The sequence below is a fragment of the Nocardioides segetis genome (assembly GCF_051390595.1).
Lineage (GTDB): Bacteria > Actinomycetota > Actinomycetes > Propionibacteriales > Nocardioidaceae > Nocardioides.
The window spans coordinates 229,028-244,614 of the sequence record NZ_JBNINR010000002.1 but is presented as its reverse complement, the minus strand read 5'-3'; the positions used below and the strand labels follow the sequence as shown (position 1 = coordinate 244,614).

Sequence of the window (15,587 nt, the reverse complement as noted above, 5' to 3'; positions counted from 1 at the left end):
CCGGGCGGGGCGGCGGACCCGCAAGGCCTCTCCACTAGGCTGGCGCCCATGGCCGCTCCGCGCTTCACCGACCAGCTCAACGTCCAGATCGGCAACGAGTTCGCCGCGCACAACCAGTACCTCGCGTGCGCCGTGCACTACGACGCGCTGACGATGCCGCAGCTTGCCGCGTTCTTCTACGCACAGGCGCTGGAGGAGCGCCAGCACGCCATGATGATGGTGCAGTACCTCCTCGACACCGACGCCGCCGTCGAGATCCCCGGCGTCGAGGCGCCGGTCGCGGGCTTCGCCGACGTCGTCGCACCGGTCGCGCTGGCCCTGGAGCAGGAGAAGCGGGTCACCGAGCAGATCAACGGCCTGCTGCGGATCGCCCGCGAGGAGAACGACTTCGCCTCCGAGCAGTTCATGCAGTGGTTCATCAAGGAGCAGGTCGAGGAGGTCGCCACGATGAACGACCTGCTGACCGTCGTGACCCGCAGCAAGGACGACATCAACGCCATCGAGGACTGGGTGGCGCGCGAGCGTGGTGGCGGCGACACCGACCCGACCGCGCCGCCGGCCGCGGGCGCCTGACCGCTGGCGCGATCACGCGGGCCGGGTACGACCGGCTCAGGCCCGGCGGCCGCCGTGGCGGCGGCGGAAGAGCAGCACCGCCGCGCCGATGCCGACCACGACCCCCGCGAGGCCGCCGATGCCGACGCCGCCCTCGTCGGACACCGCGTGGCCGGCGAGGGCGCCCAGCAGTCCGACCGCGAGCACGACGCACAGCAGTGTCACGTTGACGAACATCTCGCGGAAGTACACCCGCGAGAAGCTCTCCCGCGGCGCGTCCGGGCGGCCTGGGGCCGCCGGGACGTCCGGCAGCAGGGCCGACGGCTCGGGCGGGCCCGGCGGCGCCGCGGCGGCCCGGTCCAGGGGGATCGCCCTGACCACCGCCCGGACCGGCAACGGGCCGTAGATGTGCGGGAAGGTCTCGCTCGCCCCGGGCCCGGGCGGCTCCTCGACGACGGGTACGTCGAGCAGGGCCGGGTCGATCCGCAGCAGGACCATCGGCTCGGTGACGTCGGCGTAGAACCTGTCGCGCACGCCGGTCCACTGGTCGGCGCGACTGGCGTGGATGAACCCGACCTCGGCCAGCGACCGGCCGCGGGTGGACACCGTGTAGGTCCCCGCCCGCTGGGCCGCCTCCCAGTCGCGAGCGAGGGCGAGGTGGAAGATCGGCGTCATCGCGGCGCTCAGAAGAGCCGGTCCTCGGCGTTGTCGAGGCCGCGGAGGGCGTCGTAGTCGACGACGGCGCAGGTGATGCCGCGGTCCTCGGCGAGGACCCGGGCCTGGGGCTTGATCTCCTGGGCGGCGAAGATGCCGCGCACGGCGCCCCTGCCCGTGAGCAGGGGGTCGCGGTTGAGGAGCTCGAGGTAGCGGGTGAGCTGCTCGACGCCGTCGATCTCGCCGCGCCGCTTGATCTCGACGGCGACCGACAGGCCGTCGCCGTCGCGGCACATCAGGTCGACCGGACCGATCGCCGTGGGGAACTCGCGCCGGACCAGGGTCAGCCCCGTGGCGAGCGTGGCGGGGTGCTCGGCGAGCAGCTCCTGCAGGTGCTTCTCGACGCCGTCCTTCTGCAGGCCCGGGTCGATGCCGAGATCGTGGCGGGTGTCGTGGTGGATCTCCTCGATGAGGATCCGCAGCGTGTCCGGCGTCTGGCCCTTGGCCGCCTTCGCGGTGACCGTCCACTCGACGCGGCCGTCCTCGGCCTCGCCCTCGCGAACCGTGCACGGCGGCGACATCCAGTTCAGCGGCTTGTAGGAGCCGCCGTCGGAGTGCACGAGGACCGAGCCGTCGGCCTTGATCATGAGCACCCGCGTCGCCATCGGGAGGTGGGCGGTCAATCGGCCTGCATAGTCCACCTGGCAACGCGCAACGACGAGTCTCACGAGCCAGCAACATACCCTCAGCCCCGTGGAGATCGAGCCCGACCAGCCGTGGTGGCGTCCGGAGCCCGGGAGTACGTCGACCTGGCTGCTCTCCGTCCGGGTCCAGCCGGGCGCGTCCCGTACCGGCGTGGCCGGTCCGACGGGCGTCGACGGTGCCGAGCTGAAGGTCCGGCTCGCGTCGCCGCCCGTGGACGGCCGGGCCAACGACGAGCTGGTGCGGTGGCTGGCCAAGCAGCTCGGCGTACCGCGCTCGGCGGTCGTGCTGGTCCGCGGGCAGGCGTCCCGCTCGAAGGTGGTGCGGGTCGTCGTACCGCCGCCGCGGGACTGAGTCTTGTGACCTCGGTCTCGATCGTCCCGGATGGGTTACCGACGGGTAGTCAGCGCCGCCATCCGGTGCCATCATGCGGCCCATGACTTCGAGCGAGCAGATCTTCAACACGCTGGTGCTGCCGTACCTCAACCATGCGGTCCGCACCTACGAGTCGGGCTACGCCTCGGTGAGCGACATCGACGCCGCCATGCGCTTCGGCTGCGGCTACCCCAAGGGCCCGCTGACGGTCGTGGACGAGATCGGCGTCGCCCAGGTCCGCGACCTGCTGGCCGCTCGCTTCGCCGAGACCGGCGACCACCTGCACGAGCCGGCCGGACTGCTCGACAAGCTCGTCGCCGAGGGCCGCACGTTCGCCGACGAGGCCGCCGCCGCGGGCGAGGGCGCGGCGCCGACGTTCCGCCACGACATCAAGCGGGTCGGCGTGGTCGGCACCGGCACGATGGCCTCGGGGATCGTCCAGGTCTTCGCCCAGGCCGGCTACGACGTCGTCTTCGTGGGCCGCAGCCAGGAGAAGCTCGACGGCGTCGTCGGTTACATCACCAAGAACCTCGACCGCGCGATCGCCAAGGGCAAGGGCACCGAGGCCGACAAGGACGCGCTCCTCGGGCGCCTGACCGGCGCGGTGGAGCGCGAGGCGCTGGGCGACGTCGACATCGTCGTCGAGGCCATCGCCGAGGACCTCGAGCTGAAGCTGCAGCTGTTCCGCGACCTCGACCGGATCGCCAAGCCCGGCGCCATCCTCGCGACCACCACGTCCTCGCTCCCGATCACCAAGCTGGGTGAGGTGACCGGGCGGCCGCAGGACGTGATCGGCATGCACTTCTTCAACCCGGCCCCGGTCATGAAGCTGGTCGAGATCATCACGACCCCGGCCACCTCCGCCGACGTCGACGAGACCGTGCGCGCCCTCACCGCCAACGTCGGCAAGGTCGGCGTCTCGGCCGGCGACCGCTCCGGCTTCATCGTCAACCTGCTGCTCTTCCCCTACCTCAACGACGCGATCAGGCTCGCCGAGGCCGGCGAGGAGATGGCGACCATCGACGCCGCGATCAAGGAGACGGCGGGCTTCCCGATGGGGCCCTTCGAGCTGCTCGACGTGGTCGGCAACGACGTGTCGCTGGCCATCCAGAAGGAGCTCCACGCAGAGTTCGGCGAGCCCGGCTTCGCGCCGGCCGCCACGCTGGTCGCCAAGGTCGAGGCCGGCGAGCTCGGGCGCAAGACCGGCAAGGGCTTCCACACCTACTGAGCCCGCGAAAAAGTGCTGCGGTTTGGGACCAAACCGCAACAATTCGGGCCTCGGACGTGCGGTTTGTGCCCAATCGGCGGGTCGCGGAGGGCGGCTGCGGAGCCGGGCGACGGGGGCCAGTAGGCTCGCAGCGTGACGCTTCACCACACGGCTCTCGGGACCACCGGGAGCCGTGTGGTCTTCCTCCACGGCCTCTTCGGGCAGGGCAAGAACTGGACCGGCGTCGCCAAGCAGCTCGCCGAGCGGCACCGGGTCCTGCTCGTCGACCTGCCCCATCACGGCCGCTCGCCGTGGCCGGATCGGTTCGGCTTCGCCGAGGCGGCCGGCGACGTCCTCGCCACCGTGGGCGCGGCGGGCGGTGACGAGCCGGTCACGGTCGTCGGTCACTCGCTCGGCGGCAAGGTCGCCATGGTGCTCGCCCTGCTCCACCCGGAGCGGGTCGAGCGGCTCTGCGTCGCCGACATCTCGCCCGTGAGCTACCCCGAGAGCCGCGAGTTCCCCGGCTACATCGCCGCCATGCGCGACCTGGACCTGACCCGGGTGGTGCACCGCGCCGACGCGGACCGGCTCCTCGCGCCTGCGGTACCCGACACCACGGTGCGCTCCTTCCTGCTCCAGAACCTGCGCCGGGACTCCGCGGCCCCCTCCGGTTGGTCCTGGCAGGTCAATCTCGACGTGCTCGACCGCGACCTCGCGGTCATCGGCGCCTGGCCGGAGGAGGAGCTCGCCGGCCGGGCGCCGTACGACGGCCCGGTGCTGTGGCTCGCCGGCGGTCGGTCGTCGTACGTCCGGCCGGAGTACGAGCCCGCGATGGACCGCTGGTTCCCGCGCAACCGCAAGGTGACGCTCAAGGACACCGGGCACTGGCTGCACTCCGAGCGTCCCGAGCTCTTCCTCGAGGTGCTGCGCAGGTTCCTGGGGGACTGACCGTCCGCCCCGTCGCGCGCCTCGGCTCCTCGGGCCTACTCGACGGCCTCGAGCTGGCGGGCGATCTCGGCCGCGGTCGAGCGGAGCCGCGCGATGATCTCGGGGAACTCGGCCGGCGCGGCGGTGACCGACGGCCGGGCCGCGGCCATGGCGGCGACGAGCCCGGACCGCTCCGTGCGGATGGGCACGGACACGGCGTGGAGCCCGATCTCGTTCTCGCCCAGGTTGGTGGCGTAGCCCTGCTCGCGGACGGTGGCGAGCTCGCGCTCCAGCGCGGCCAGGGAGTCGACGGTGTGCTCGGTGACCGGTGCGGGGTGGTCGGGATAGAGGCTGCGCAGGTGCTTGCCCGGGAGGTCGGCGAGCAGGACCTTGCCGCTGCTGGTGCTGTGGGCGGGGAAGCGGGAGCCGACGCGCGCCGTGACGCGCACCGGACGCGGGCTCTCCGCCCCGTCGATGAAGCGGATGTCGGAGCCTTCGAGGACGGAGAGATGGATGGTCCACTCGATCTCCTTGGACAGCCGGACGATGTGCGGCATGGCGACCTGCCGCAGCTGGCGATGGCCGGTCGACGCGAGCGCGATCTCGACCAGCACGCTGCCGGGCACGTACGCCCGGCGGATCGGGTCGTGGCGCAGGAAGCCGACGTAGGTGAGCGTCGAGAGCAGCCGGTGGGCCGTCGACCGGGCCACGCCGAGCTCGTCGCTGACCTGGGTCACCCGGATCTCCGGAGCGTTGCGCAGCTGCATCAGGATCCGTAGCGCGTTCTCCGCGGAGTCGATCAGATACGCGGGCCTGCGCTCCGGCTGGGGGTCGCTCATGGCAGAGCCTCTCACTCTCGGGTGGGCCGACCGGCACGAGATTACCGCCAGCCGACCGAGTTTGTCTTGCACAGCAGAAAAGATCTGACAACTGGTGTCGTTCTGCGAGACATACTGCTTCAATCGGGCCACCGAGTGATCTCCACCACAGGCGGTGGGGGACGAAGGAGGCAACGTGAGCGAGCACCGCACGTCAGCGGCGACGTTCGAGGGATCGGTCCCGCTGGGGCAGCTGCCCGAGCCGGGCGAGGTGCCGAGCCACATGACGGCGCTCGTCGTGAGGGCGGAGCGGTTCGGCGACCCGCAGACCGCGTTCCAGGTCGAGGAGCGGATCGAGGTCCCCCCGATCGGACCCGAGGAGGTCCTCATCGGGGTCAAGGCGGCCGGCGTCAACTACAACAACGTCTGGGCGGCGCGGGGCTACCCGGTCGACGTGATCGCCGCTCGGCAGCGGGCCGGCGAGCCGTACGACTTCCACATCGGCGGGTCCGACGCGTCGGGCATCGTCTACGCGACCGGCGAGGCCGTCAGCGACATCCGCGTCGGCGACGAGGTCATCGTCCACCCCGGCTACTGGGACCCCGCCGATCCGTGGATCGCCGGCGGCAAGGACCCGATGATCGCGCCGAGCGCGCAGATCTGGGGCTACAACACGAACTTCGGCTCCTTCGCCCAGTTCGCGCGCGTCCAGGCCCACCAGGTCCTGCCCAAGGCGAGCCGCCTGAGCTGGGCCGAGGCGGCCGCGCCGACCCTGGTCGGCACCACGGCGTACCGCATGCTGCACGGCTGGGCGGGCAACACGTTGCAGGCCGGCGACGTCGTGCTGGTCTGGGGAGGCTCGGGCGGTCTGGGTACGCAGGCGATCCAGCTGGCGAGCCTGGCGGGTGCCCGGGCGGTCGCGGTCGTCTCCGACGACGAGCGTGGCCAGTACGCCGAGAAGCTCGGCGCGATCGGCTACATCAACCGCAGCGACTTCTCCCACTGGGGCATCCCGCCGCTGGTCGACGACGCGGCCGGGCAGAAGGCATGGACGGCGGAGGCGCGGCGCTTCGGCAAGGCTCTCTGGGACATCGTGGGGGAGCGCAAGGACCCGGCGATCGTGTTCGAGCACCCCGGCAGCGCGACGATCCCGACCAGCATCTTCGTCTGCGAGCCCGGCGGCATGGTCGTCATCTGCGCCGGGACGACCGGTTACGACGCGATGGTCGACCTCCGCTACCACTGGACGCGGCAGAAGCGGCTCCAGGGCAGTCACGGCACCAATGACGACCAGGCCCGCGCCTACAACGACCTCGTGCGCGACGGGCGGATCGACCCGTGCGTCGGGCGGGTCGTGCCCTTCGCCGACCTCCCGCGCGTGCACGCCGAGATGGGGCGCGGTGAGCAGGTCTTCGGCAACACGGTCGCGCTGGTCGCGGCGGCGGACGAGAACGACGGGCGGGGCTGAGCCGGATGACGACGACCACGACGACGCCGACGGCCCTGCGAGCCGACGGCTACGACGATCTCCTGGTGAGCGTGACCGCGGGGGTCGCCACGATCACCCTGAACCGTCCGGCCAAGCACAACGCCCTGCGGCAGCAGACCTTCGCGGAGCTGGGCCGGGCCTTCGACGAGGCGGGCGCGGATCCCTCGGTGCGCGCCATCGTGCTCACGGCGGCCGGCGACCGGATCTTCTGCTCCGGGATCGACCTCGACGCCGACGGGCTGCCGGACAACTCCCAGGAGTGGGACGACCACACCCGCGGCAACGCCGCGGTGATCAGCAAGATCTGGTACTGCGACAAGCCGGTGATCACCGCACTCAACGGCGGCGCCATCGCCGGCGGCTGCAACCTCGCGGTGGTGGGCGACCTGACGATCGCCGCCGAGCACGCCTTCCTCTCCGAGCCCGAGATCAGGCACGGGGCACTCTCGCCGCTGTTGATGCTGCCCTGGCTCATGCAGTTCAAGGCCTTCAACGAGCTCTACCTGACCGGCGACCGGCTCTCGGCGGAGCGGGCCCGGGAGGCGGGCCTGGTCAACCGCGTGGTCCCGGCCGACCAGCTGCGGGCCGAGGCGCAGCGGTTGGCCGAGCGGGTGGCGCACGCTCCGGCGTACGCCGCGACGCTGGCCAAGCGGGCGGTCCGGCTCACGCTCGACATCCAGGGCTTCAAGGCCGCGCAGGACGCGCACCGCTACATCGACACCTACCTGCTGGCCTCGAACGGCGTGACCGAGAAGGAGCGGCTCATGAGCATCCTCGCGGAGCAGGGCATGGGCGCCTTCCTCAGCGAGCGGGACACCCCCTACGGAGAGCGATGATGGCCGATCTCGCGGCGCTGCTGAACCCCGCGTCGATCGCCGTGGTCGGCGCCTCGCCGCGCGGCAACCGCGGCAGCCAGATCCTGCAGAACCTGCGCAGGTTCGGGTCGACGGCGCGCATCCATCCCGTCCACCCCACCGCCGCGAGCATCGCCGGCTACGACGCCGTGCCCGACCTCGGGTCGCTGCCGGAGCCGGTCGACTTCGTCGCCGTCGCGCTCAGCGCGGAGCCGGCGCTGGACGTGCTGGCGGAGGCGATCGCGGGTGGGGCGAAGGCCGGCCTGCTCATCGCCAGCGGCTTCGGCGAGGGCGCGACGGGCGGTGAGCGCCGGGATCGCCTCAGTCGGCTGGTCGGGGAGTCGGACTTCCTGCTCTGCGGCCCCAACTGTTACGGCATCCTCAACGCGACGACGGGCTTCGCCGCCTACAGCGGGCAGATCGTGACGCCCTTCGCGCCGGGACGCATCGCGCTCGTGATGCAGTCGGGAGCGCTGACGCACGCCGTGACCGACTCCTCGGTCGGGCGTGGCCTCGGGCTGAGTCACCTGATCACGACCGGCAACGAGGTGTCGGTGACGCTCGGGCAGTACGTCGCCGCGCTGGCCGACGATCCGGGCGTCGATGTGATCGGGGTCTTCCTCGAGGGCCTGCGCGACGCCGAGGAGTTCGCCCGCGCGGCGATCCGGGCCGCCGAGCGCGGCAAGACCGTGGTGGCGCTGAGTGTCGGTCGCTCCGAGCTGGGTCAGCGGGCCGCGCTGGCGCACACGGGAGCGGTGGCCGGGCACAGCGAGGCGCTCGCCGGTCTGCTCCGCCGTTGTGGCGTGGTGCAGGCCGACGACCTCGACGAGTTCCGCGAGATGCTCATCCTCTTCTCGAGCCGGATCCGGCCGACCGCGAGGGGACTGGCGGTGGCGTCGATCTCCGGCGGCGGATCCGGGCTGGTCGCCGACCGGATGACCGAGCTCGGCATCGCGGCGGCGCGCCTCGGCGAGCGTACGACGGCCGAGCTGACGACGGTGCTGCCGGACTTCGCGACGGTCGCCAACCCGCTCGACCTCACGGGAGCGGCGGCAGAGGACTCGGGCCTGGCGAGCGCTGCGCTGACGGCGCTGCGCTCCGACCCCCAGGTCGGCCTCGTCGCCCTCGCCCTCAACGTCCTGCAGGGATGCGACGGACAGGCCGAGCTGTACCGGGAGCAGGCGCGGGTCCTCGCGAAGCAGGCCGCGCTGCCGGGTGCGCCGGTCGTGGCCTTCGGCCTGGCCGGCGGCCCGGCCGACCCGGCGATCGTCGAGACCCTGGGCGAGCAGGGTGTGCCGCTCCTGGGCGCGATGACGCCGGCGCTCACCGCGATCGGTGCGCTCATGGCATCGGGCACCGCCCCGGAGCCGTGGGTCGCCCGGCCGACGGTCCCGCGTCGCGAGCTGGCACGCGGCGTCATCGCCGGGCAGGAGGCGCTCGACCTGCTGTCCACCGCCGGCATCGAGACCCCGGCCACCTTCCTGGTCGCCGACGAGGGCGCCGTCGCCGCGATCGGGGCCGCGCTGCCGGACCTCGCCGTCGTCAAGGTCGAGTCGCCCGGCCTGGCGCACAAGACCGAGATCGGGGGCGTGCGCACCGGCCTCGCCGGCACCGAGGCGGTGGCGCGTGCCATCGCCGAGATGCGCGCGGATCTCGCGGCCGCGGCCCCCGACCTGGCGGTGGACGGCTTCCTCGTCCAGCAGCAGGTCACCGGTCCGGTCGTGGAGTGCATGGTGGGGGTGGTGCGGGATCCGCAGGTGGGACCGGTGCTCACCGTGGCGCTCGGCGGTGTCCTCGCCGAGCTCGGCGGCCGGGCGCTGACCACGCCCGTGCCGATCACCCGGCGGGAGGTGGAGCGCATGCTCGACTCCTCGTCGCTCGGCCGCCTTCTCGACGGCTACCGCGGGGCACCGCGCGCCGACCGGGCCGCGTTGATCGATCTGGTCCTCGCGTTCGGCGAGCTGGCCGACGCCTTCGGGTCGCAGCTCGCCACCGCCGAGCTGAACCCGGTCCTCGTCCGGCCCGAGGGCCGCGGCGCAGTCGCAGTCGATGCTCTGTTCATCAGGGAGGAGTTGTGAGCACGATGTCGAACACCGACGTGGTGTCCGAACCCACGATCACGGACAGCCTGATCACGATCGAGCAGGTGACGCTGGCCTATCCGACGGCCACCGGCACCCCGGTCCAGGCGTTGCGGCCGATCGACCTCGAGATCGCCGACGGCACCTTCGTGTCGCTGGTCGGGCCCTCGGGCTGCGGGAAGAGCACCCTGCTCAAGATCCTGGCCGGACTGCTGCGCCAGAGCGAGGGCGAGGTCCATCTCGGCGGTCGCGAGCTGAGCGGACCCTCGCCCGACGTGGGCGTCGTGTTCCAGCAGCCGGTCCTGCTGCCGTGGCTGACGATCCTGGACAACGTCCTGCTGCCGATCCGGGTGCAGAAGCGCGACGTCGCGCAGTACCGCGACCGGGCGATGGACCTACTCCGGATGGTCGGTCTGGACGGGTTCGAGAAGAGGTACCCCTCCGAGCTCTCCGGCGGCATGCAGCAGCGGGCGGGCATCGTGCGGGCGCTCGTACCCAATCCGCGGATCCTGCTGATGGACGAGCCGTTCGGCGCGCTCGACGCGCTGACGCGGGAGCGGATGAACGACGACCTGCAGCGGATCTGGTCCGAGGAGCGCAAGACGGTCTTCTTCATCACGCACTCGATCCCCGAAGCGGTCTATCTCAGCGACCGGGTGCTGGTCATGTCCGAGCGCCCGGGGCGGATCGTGGCCGACTTCTCGGTCGACATCGAGCGGCCCCGGCGGCTCGACGCGACCGGGGACCCGAGGTTCCAGCAGACGGCCACGCAGATCCGTGGCCTGCTCAACGCCCGAGGAGGGATCGACTGATGTCCGCCAACATCGCCGTGAGAGCCGGTCGCGGCACCGCCGCCGGACGCCGCTCGACCCCGCGTCGCATCGTCCCGGCCGACTGGCTGGCCGTGATCGCCACGTTCGTCCTCGTCGTCGGCGCCTGGGAGGCGATCGTCCGCATCTGGGACGTCTCCGAGATCGTCCTGCCGCCACCGTCGATGATCGCGCAGAGCCTGTACGACGGCCTGGTCCACGGGACCTTCCTGGCGAACCTGCGCTACACGCTGACCGAGACGGTGCTGGGCTTCCTGATCGCCGCGGTGCTCGGCATCGGCCTCGGTGCCCTGGTCTCGGAGGTGCGCTGGATCCGACGCGCCATCTATCCCTACATCGTCGCGTTCCAGACGGTGCCGAAGATCGCCCTGGCCCCGCTGCTGGTGATCTGGTTCGGATTCGGGATGACCAGCAAGGTCATCGTCGCGGTGACGGTCGCGTTCTTCCCCATCATCGTCAACACGATCGAGGGCCTGCAGAACACCGAGCAGCAGCGGGTGGACATGATCCGCGCGATGGGCGCGGGACGGGTCGAGACGTTCCGGCGGGTCAAGCTGCCCTCGGCGCTGCCCTACATCTTCGCGGGCCTGGACGCCGCCATCGTCTTGTCGCTCCTCGGCGCGGTCGTGGGCGAGTTCATGGGCGCCCGGGCGGGACTCGGCAACCAGATCCTCACCTTCAACGCGGTCCTGGACATCTCCGGCTCGTTCGCCGTGCTGGTGCTGCTGTCCCTGATCGGCTATCTGCTCCACCTGATCCTGGTCCTCGTCCAACGGCGGGTCGTCTTCTGGACCAAGGTCAGCTCCACCTCCAGCGGCGTCTGAGCCGCACCATCCTCGAAGGAGCTCAAGCTCATGCGTGTGCGCACTAGGAAGAACCGGGCGCTGGCAGCGTCCGCCGTCGTGCTGGGACTGGCCCTGGCGGCGACCGGGTGCTCGGGAGACCCGGGCGACGACAAGGACTCCATCACGGTGGCGATGGGCCACGAGGCGCCGTACCCGGGGGAGGAGGCGATCCTCTACGCGGTACCGAAGCAGCTCGGGCTCTTCGACGAGTACGGCATCGACGTCAGCTACATGCCGACGTCGGGCTCGTCGGTCGCGGTCCAGCTGGTCCAGGCGGGCAAGGCGGACCTCGGCCAGGGCAACCCGTCGTCGGTGATGGCGGCGATCAACAAGGGCGTCGACATCAAGATCGTCTACAACCTGATCCCCGAGTACGGCTCCGGGCTCGCCGTCCTCGAGGACAGCGCGATCCGCTCGCCCGAGGACCTCGCCGGGAAGACTGTCGGTGTCGCGTCGCTGTCCTCCTCGCGCCTGCCGGAGGCCAAGGCGATGGCCGAGGAGGCCGGTGTGGGGGACGACGTCGAGTTCGTGGCGGTCGGCATCGGGGCCCAGGCGGCGAACGCGCTCACCTCCGGCAAGGTGGACGGACTCTACCTGTGGGACGCGGCGTACCAGGCGATCGAGCTCAGCGGCACCGACCTGCGGGTGATGGACGACGTCTTCAGCGACGCCGGCATGCTGCTCGACTTCGTCGAGTACGCCAGCACGGACGCGATCAAGGAGAAGTCCGACGCGATCGAGAAGCTCGGCCGGGCCGGCGCGGTCGCTCAGGAGTGGGCGAAGCAGAACCCGGAGAAGGCGCTGGACATGTTCTACGCGGAGTTCCCCAACGCCAAGTCCGACGAGGCGGGCCGGGCGCGTGACCTGGAGATCCTCAAGGCGACGATCGCGCAGTACGACCCGGCGAACGCCGGTCAGGAGGACTACGGCTACACGCCCGAGGACCGTGCCGAGGCGACCGCCGCCTTCCTCGCGAAGTACGACCTCATCCCCGAGGCACTGCCCGTGGCCGACTACGTCGACAACTCGCTGGTGTCGGCCTACAACGACTTCACCGCTGAGGACGTGAGCGCCGCGGGGACCTCGAAGTGACCCTCGACGTCTCGACCGCCGTCGCTCGGACCCTCCTCGCCTCCGGGGTGGGGACCCTCACCGGGCTGATGGGCGACGGCAACATCCCGCATGTCGTCGCCTTCATCGAGCACGGAGGCAGGTTCGTGCCCACCGTGGACGAGTCGGCCGCCGTGAGCGCGGCGGACGGGATGGCGCGGACGACGGCCGGCCTCGGCGCGGCGTCGGTGACGCACGGCCCCGGGTTCACCAACACGCTCACGGCGCTGACTGAGGCGGTGCGGGCGCGTTCGCCGCTGTTGCTCCTGACCGGTGACACCCCGTCGGTGCCGCACCACCTGCAGCGCTTCGACCTGGAGAAGGCCGCACGCCTGACGGGAGCGGAGTACGTCCGGGTGACGCGCCCGGATGACGCTGTCGGCCGACTGGCGTGGGCGGTGCGCCATGCCGTCCAGCGCTCGCAGCCGGTGGTGTTCGACATCCCGCTCGACCTCGCGACCGCGCCGTGCGCCGAGCCGGTGGCCGCGGTGTCCGTCGACCGCCCGCGACCGCTGCCGGACGACGCCTCGCTCGACGCGGCGCTCGGCATCCTCGCGTCGGCGCGGCGCCCGGTCGTCCTGGCCGGGCGGGGCGCGGCCGGCGCCCGCGAGGAGCTCCTCCTGCTGGCCGGCCAGCTCGGCGCGCCGGTGGCGACGACCCTGCTCGCCAAGGGCATGTTCGCGGGGGAGCCCGGCGACCTCGGGGTCGCCGGGACCGTGGGCCGTACCGAGTCGCTGCGCCTGCTCGCCGAATCCGACTGCGTCGTCGCCTTCGGTGCCGGCCTCAACCGGTTCACGACCGCCGACGGACTCGTCGGCTCGCGCGGGGCCGTGGTGCAGGTCGACTCCGACCCGGATGCCCTCGGTCGCCACGGTACGCCGGCCGCCACCGTCGTCGGCGACGCCGCGATCACCGCCGGCCGGATGGGTGCCCTGCTGGCGGAGTCGGGCCCGGCGGCGCCGTACTGGCCGGGGGCGTGGGACCCGGCAGCGCCCCCGGAGCGCGTCGCTGTCGGCGAGGACGGCTCCGGCCTCGACCTGGCCGCTGCCCTGCGGATCGTGGACGCAGCGCTGCCCCGCGACCGGCTCGTGGTCTCCGACACCGGCCGGTTCGTCTACACGGCCTGGCGCGAGCTGAACGTGGCCGCGGCGGGGGACTTCGTCCACACGCTCAACTTCGCGTCCATCGGCCTGGGCATCGCGACCGGAGTCGGTGTGTCGCTGGCCCATCGAGATCGCCTCACCCTGGTCGTCGCCGGCGACGGGGGCGCGATGATGGGCCTGGGCGAGCTGGCGACCGCGGTCCGCGAGCGGCTGCCCCTGCTGGTGCTCGTCGCGAACGACGCGGCCTACGGCATGGAGTTCCACCACCTGCGCGGCGCCGGTCGGGACCCGGACCATGCCCGGATGGCGTGGCCGGACTTCGCGGACGTCGCCCGCGGCTACGGCGCCGAGGGCCACACGGTCCGCACGCTCGCCGAGCTCGGGAAGGTCCTCGACACCCTCGACCCGGTGCCCGCCGGGCCGGTCGTCCTCGCGCTCGAGCTGGATCCCGCGACGATCGCGGGGGAGTGAGCCCGGCGCTCAGCCCTCCTCGGCCTGCCGGGCGCGGTAGGCCGCGACGGCGTTGCGGTTGCCGCACGTCACCGAGCAGAACCGCTTGGACCGGTTGCGCGAGAGGTCGAGGACCACGCCCTCGCAGGTGTCGTCGGCGCACACGGACAGCCGGGACATCTCGTCGGCGCGGATGACGTCGATCATCGCCATGGCCGTCTCGACCAGGATCCGCTCCGCCAGCGGCGCGTCGTTGTCGACCGCGTGCAGGTGCCAGTCGTGACCGTCGTGGCGGCGCAGCTGGGGGAGCGCGGCCGCATCGCGCAGCATGGCGTTGACGATGCCGGCCGCGTCGTCGCGGTCGGCCGTGAGGAGCTCGCGCAGGCGGGGCGCGATGGCCAGCGTGGCGTCCACCTCGGCCTGGTCGCGGTCGTGGCGTCCGGTGTAGCCGAACTCGGTGAAGAAGGCGTCGAGCTCGTCGGGGGAGCTGATCGTCACCGGGTCGAGACTGCCGTTGACCAGCGCCACGGCGGCCTGCAGGGAGAGCGAGGTGTCATGGGCGAAAACCACGTTGACAGATTACCGCACGCCGCCGTACTGTCATGAGTCATGAAGACGTTGACTCGTGACAGCCGTCGCGACGCGACGACCGCCGGACTCGCCCTCGCGCTGACGTCCGCGGTCTCCTTCGGCCTGTCCGGGTCACTGGCCCGCCCGCTGCTCGACAGCGGCTGGACGGCAGGCAGCGTCGTGCTGATCCGGGTCGCGATCGGCGCGCTGGTCGTCCTGCCCTTCGGGATGGTCGCGCTGCGCGGCCGGTGGGGCGTGCTGCGGCGCGGCGCCCCCGTCGTGGTGCTCTACGGCGGCCTCGCCGTCGCCGGTGCCCAGTTCTGCTACTTCTCGGCCGTGCGCACGATGGAGGTCGCGCCGGCGCTGCTGATCGAGTACACCGCGCCCGCGGCCGTCGTCGTGTGGATGTGGCTGGTCCACGGCCAGCGTCCCGGCCGGCTCACCGTGGCCGGAGCCGCCGTCGCCGTCCTCGGCCTGGTCCTGGTCCTCGACCTCTTCGCCGGCGCCGACGTCGATGTGCGGGGGGCGGCGTGGGCCCTCGGGGCGATGGTCGGCGCCGCTGCCTACTTCGTCATCTCGGCCGACGAGCGCAGCGGACTCCCGCCGCTGACTCTGGCCGCCGGCGGGCTCGCGGTCGGGGCCGCGCTCCTCGGCGTGCTGGGACTCCTGGGGCTGATGCCGACGGCGATGGCGTCCGAGCACGTGGCGTACGCCGGTGTCCACGTCGCGCCGTGGGCGGCCCTCCTGGCACTCGGTCTGGTCACCGCCGCGCTCGCCTACACGACCGGCATCGCGGCCAGCCGCCGGCTCGGCTCCCGGCTGGCGTCGTTCGTCGCGCTCAGCGAGGTCGTCGCGGCCGTGGTCTGGGCCTGGCTGCTGCTCGACCAGCTGCCCGCCGCCGTCCAGCTCCTCGGCGGCGGGCTGATCGTCGCGGGCGTGGTCGCGGTCAAGCTCGGCGAGCGTGGGGTCCGCGTGGGCACGGACGAGCCGGTGCTCGTCTGAGCCCGTCGCGGCGTGACG

16 protein-coding genes are annotated in these 15,587 nt (G+C 72.1%); 12 read left to right on the top strand and 4 right to left on the bottom strand.

Going from position 1 to position 15,587, the window contains the following annotated elements:
• Window positions 1-48: 48 nt before the first annotated feature.
• Complete coding sequence (locus tag ACPZVR_RS04840) at window positions 49-573, top strand: ferritin (RefSeq protein ID WP_436698443.1); 525 nt, start codon at window positions 49-51, stop codon at window positions 571-573.
• A gap of 36 nt (window positions 574-609) precedes the next feature.
• On the opposite strand, the gene ACPZVR_RS04835 is transcribed toward ACPZVR_RS04840, so the two are convergent.
• Both ACPZVR_RS04835 and nucS read right to left on the bottom strand, forming a co-directional pair.
• Complete coding sequence (locus ACPZVR_RS04835; protein WP_436698442.1) at window positions 610-1,227, bottom strand: DUF952 domain-containing protein; 618 nt, start codon at window positions 1,225-1,227, stop codon at window positions 610-612.
• A gap of 8 nt (window positions 1,228-1,235) precedes the next feature.
• Entirely contained in the window at window positions 1,236-1,934 is a 699-nt protein-coding gene (gene nucS, locus ACPZVR_RS04830) for an endonuclease NucS (RefSeq protein ID WP_436698441.1), read from the bottom strand.
• A 25-nt stretch (window positions 1,935-1,959) separates the two neighbouring features.
• On the opposite strand from nucS, the gene ACPZVR_RS04825 reads away from it, so the two are divergent.
• The 3 genes from ACPZVR_RS04825 (at window position 1,960) to ACPZVR_RS04815 (ending at window position 4,438) form a co-directional block, all read left to right on the top strand.
• Window positions 1,960-2,262 (top strand): DUF167 domain-containing protein, encoded by a 303-nt coding sequence (locus ACPZVR_RS04825; protein WP_436698440.1) that lies wholly within the window; start codon window positions 1,960-1,962, stop codon window positions 2,260-2,262.
• An 82-nt stretch (window positions 2,263-2,344) separates the two neighbouring features.
• Complete coding sequence (locus tag ACPZVR_RS04820; protein WP_436698439.1) at window positions 2,345-3,511, top strand: 3-hydroxyacyl-CoA dehydrogenase family protein; 1,167 nt, start codon at window positions 2,345-2,347, stop codon at window positions 3,509-3,511.
• Window positions 3,512-3,643: 132 nt separating this feature from the next.
• The gene (locus ACPZVR_RS04815) at window positions 3,644-4,438 is read left to right on the top strand and encodes an alpha/beta fold hydrolase (protein WP_436698438.1); all 795 of its coding nucleotides are present in this window, start codon (window positions 3,644-3,646) and stop codon (window positions 4,436-4,438) included.
• Between the two features lie 35 nt (window positions 4,439-4,473).
• Here the strand turns inward: ACPZVR_RS04815 and ACPZVR_RS04810 are convergent, their stop codons facing one another.
• Entirely contained in the window at window positions 4,474-5,256 is a 783-nt protein-coding gene (locus ACPZVR_RS04810) for an IclR family transcriptional regulator (RefSeq protein ID WP_436698437.1), read from the bottom strand.
• A 175-nt stretch (window positions 5,257-5,431) separates the two neighbouring features.
• Between ACPZVR_RS04810 and ccrA the strand changes: the two genes are divergently transcribed.
• The 7 genes from ccrA to ACPZVR_RS04775 are packed head-to-tail and all read left to right on the top strand — an operon-like array spanning window position 5,432 to window position 14,018.
• Window positions 5,432-6,703: a crotonyl-CoA carboxylase/reductase gene (gene ccrA, locus ACPZVR_RS04805; RefSeq protein ID WP_436698436.1), complete on the top strand. Its 1,272-nt coding sequence runs from the start codon at window positions 5,432-5,434 to the stop codon at window positions 6,701-6,703.
• A gap of 5 nt (window positions 6,704-6,708) precedes the next feature.
• A complete protein-coding gene (locus tag ACPZVR_RS04800) occupies window positions 6,709-7,560 on the top strand; it encodes an enoyl-CoA hydratase/isomerase family protein (RefSeq protein WP_436698435.1) in 852 nt (283 codons plus the stop codon).
• Window positions 7,560-9,656 carry an acetate--CoA ligase family protein gene (locus tag ACPZVR_RS04795; protein ID WP_436698434.1) on the top strand — a complete coding sequence of 699 codons (2,097 nt, stop codon included), beginning with the start codon at window positions 7,560-7,562 and terminating at the stop codon, window positions 9,654-9,656. Before ACPZVR_RS04800 ends, ACPZVR_RS04795 begins: the two co-directional genes overlap by 1 nt.
• 5 nt (window positions 9,657-9,661) lie before the next feature.
• Window positions 9,662-10,471: an ABC transporter ATP-binding protein gene (locus ACPZVR_RS04790; RefSeq protein ID WP_436698433.1), complete on the top strand. Its 810-nt coding sequence runs from the start codon at window positions 9,662-9,664 to the stop codon at window positions 10,469-10,471.
• A complete protein-coding gene (locus ACPZVR_RS04785; RefSeq protein WP_436698432.1) occupies window positions 10,471-11,313 on the top strand; it encodes an ABC transporter permease in 843 nt (280 codons plus the stop codon). The genes ACPZVR_RS04790 and ACPZVR_RS04785 overlap by 1 nt, the downstream gene beginning before the upstream one ends.
• A gap of 30 nt (window positions 11,314-11,343) precedes the next feature.
• Complete coding sequence (locus ACPZVR_RS04780) at window positions 11,344-12,426, top strand: ABC transporter substrate-binding protein (RefSeq protein WP_436698431.1); 1,083 nt, start codon at window positions 11,344-11,346, stop codon at window positions 12,424-12,426.
• Window positions 12,423-14,018, top strand: coding sequence for a thiamine pyrophosphate-binding protein (locus ACPZVR_RS04775; protein WP_436698430.1), 1,596 nt, complete (start codon window positions 12,423-12,425; stop codon window positions 14,016-14,018). The genes ACPZVR_RS04780 and ACPZVR_RS04775 overlap by 4 nt, the downstream gene beginning before the upstream one ends.
• A gap of 9 nt (window positions 14,019-14,027) precedes the next feature.
• On the opposite strand, the gene ACPZVR_RS04770 is transcribed toward ACPZVR_RS04775, so the two are convergent.
• Complete coding sequence (locus tag ACPZVR_RS04770) at window positions 14,028-14,567, bottom strand: CGNR zinc finger domain-containing protein (protein WP_436698429.1); 540 nt, start codon at window positions 14,565-14,567, stop codon at window positions 14,028-14,030.
• A gap of 39 nt (window positions 14,568-14,606) precedes the next feature.
• Between ACPZVR_RS04770 and ACPZVR_RS04765 the strand changes: the two genes are divergently transcribed.
• Window positions 14,607-15,569 (top strand): EamA family transporter, encoded by a 963-nt coding sequence (locus ACPZVR_RS04765; protein WP_436698428.1) that lies wholly within the window; start codon window positions 14,607-14,609, stop codon window positions 15,567-15,569.
• Window positions 15,570-15,587 lie beyond the last annotated feature (18 nt).

Bases quoted from the DNA above. Each gene is read 5' to 3' on its own strand.
- ACPZVR_RS04840 (WP_436698443.1), top strand. From the start codon at position 49: ATGGCCGCTCCGCGCTTCACCGACCAGCTCAACGTCCAGATCGGCAAC.
- ACPZVR_RS04835 (WP_436698442.1), bottom strand. From the start codon at position 1,227: ATGACGCCGATCTTCCACCTCGCCCTCGCTCGCGACTGGGAGGCGGCC.
- ACPZVR_RS04820 (WP_436698439.1), top strand. From the start codon at position 2,345: ATGACTTCGAGCGAGCAGATCTTCAACACGCTGGTGCTGCCGTACCTC.
- ACPZVR_RS04810 (WP_436698437.1), bottom strand. From the start codon at position 5,256: ATGAGCGACCCCCAGCCGGAGCGCAGGCCCGCGTATCTGATCGACTCC.
- ACPZVR_RS04800 (WP_436698435.1), top strand. From the start codon at position 6,709: ATGACGACGACCACGACGACGCCGACGGCCCTGCGAGCCGACGGCTAC.
- ACPZVR_RS04795 (WP_436698434.1), top strand. From the start codon at position 7,560: ATGGCCGATCTCGCGGCGCTGCTGAACCCCGCGTCGATCGCCGTGGTC.
- ACPZVR_RS04790 (WP_436698433.1), top strand. From the start codon at position 9,662: ATGTCGAACACCGACGTGGTGTCCGAACCCACGATCACGGACAGCCTG.
- ACPZVR_RS04785 (WP_436698432.1), top strand. From the start codon at position 10,471: ATGTCCGCCAACATCGCCGTGAGAGCCGGTCGCGGCACCGCCGCCGGA.
- ACPZVR_RS04780 (WP_436698431.1), top strand. From the start codon at position 11,344: ATGCGTGTGCGCACTAGGAAGAACCGGGCGCTGGCAGCGTCCGCCGTC.
- ACPZVR_RS04765 (WP_436698428.1), top strand. From the start codon at position 14,607: ATGAAGACGTTGACTCGTGACAGCCGTCGCGACGCGACGACCGCCGGA.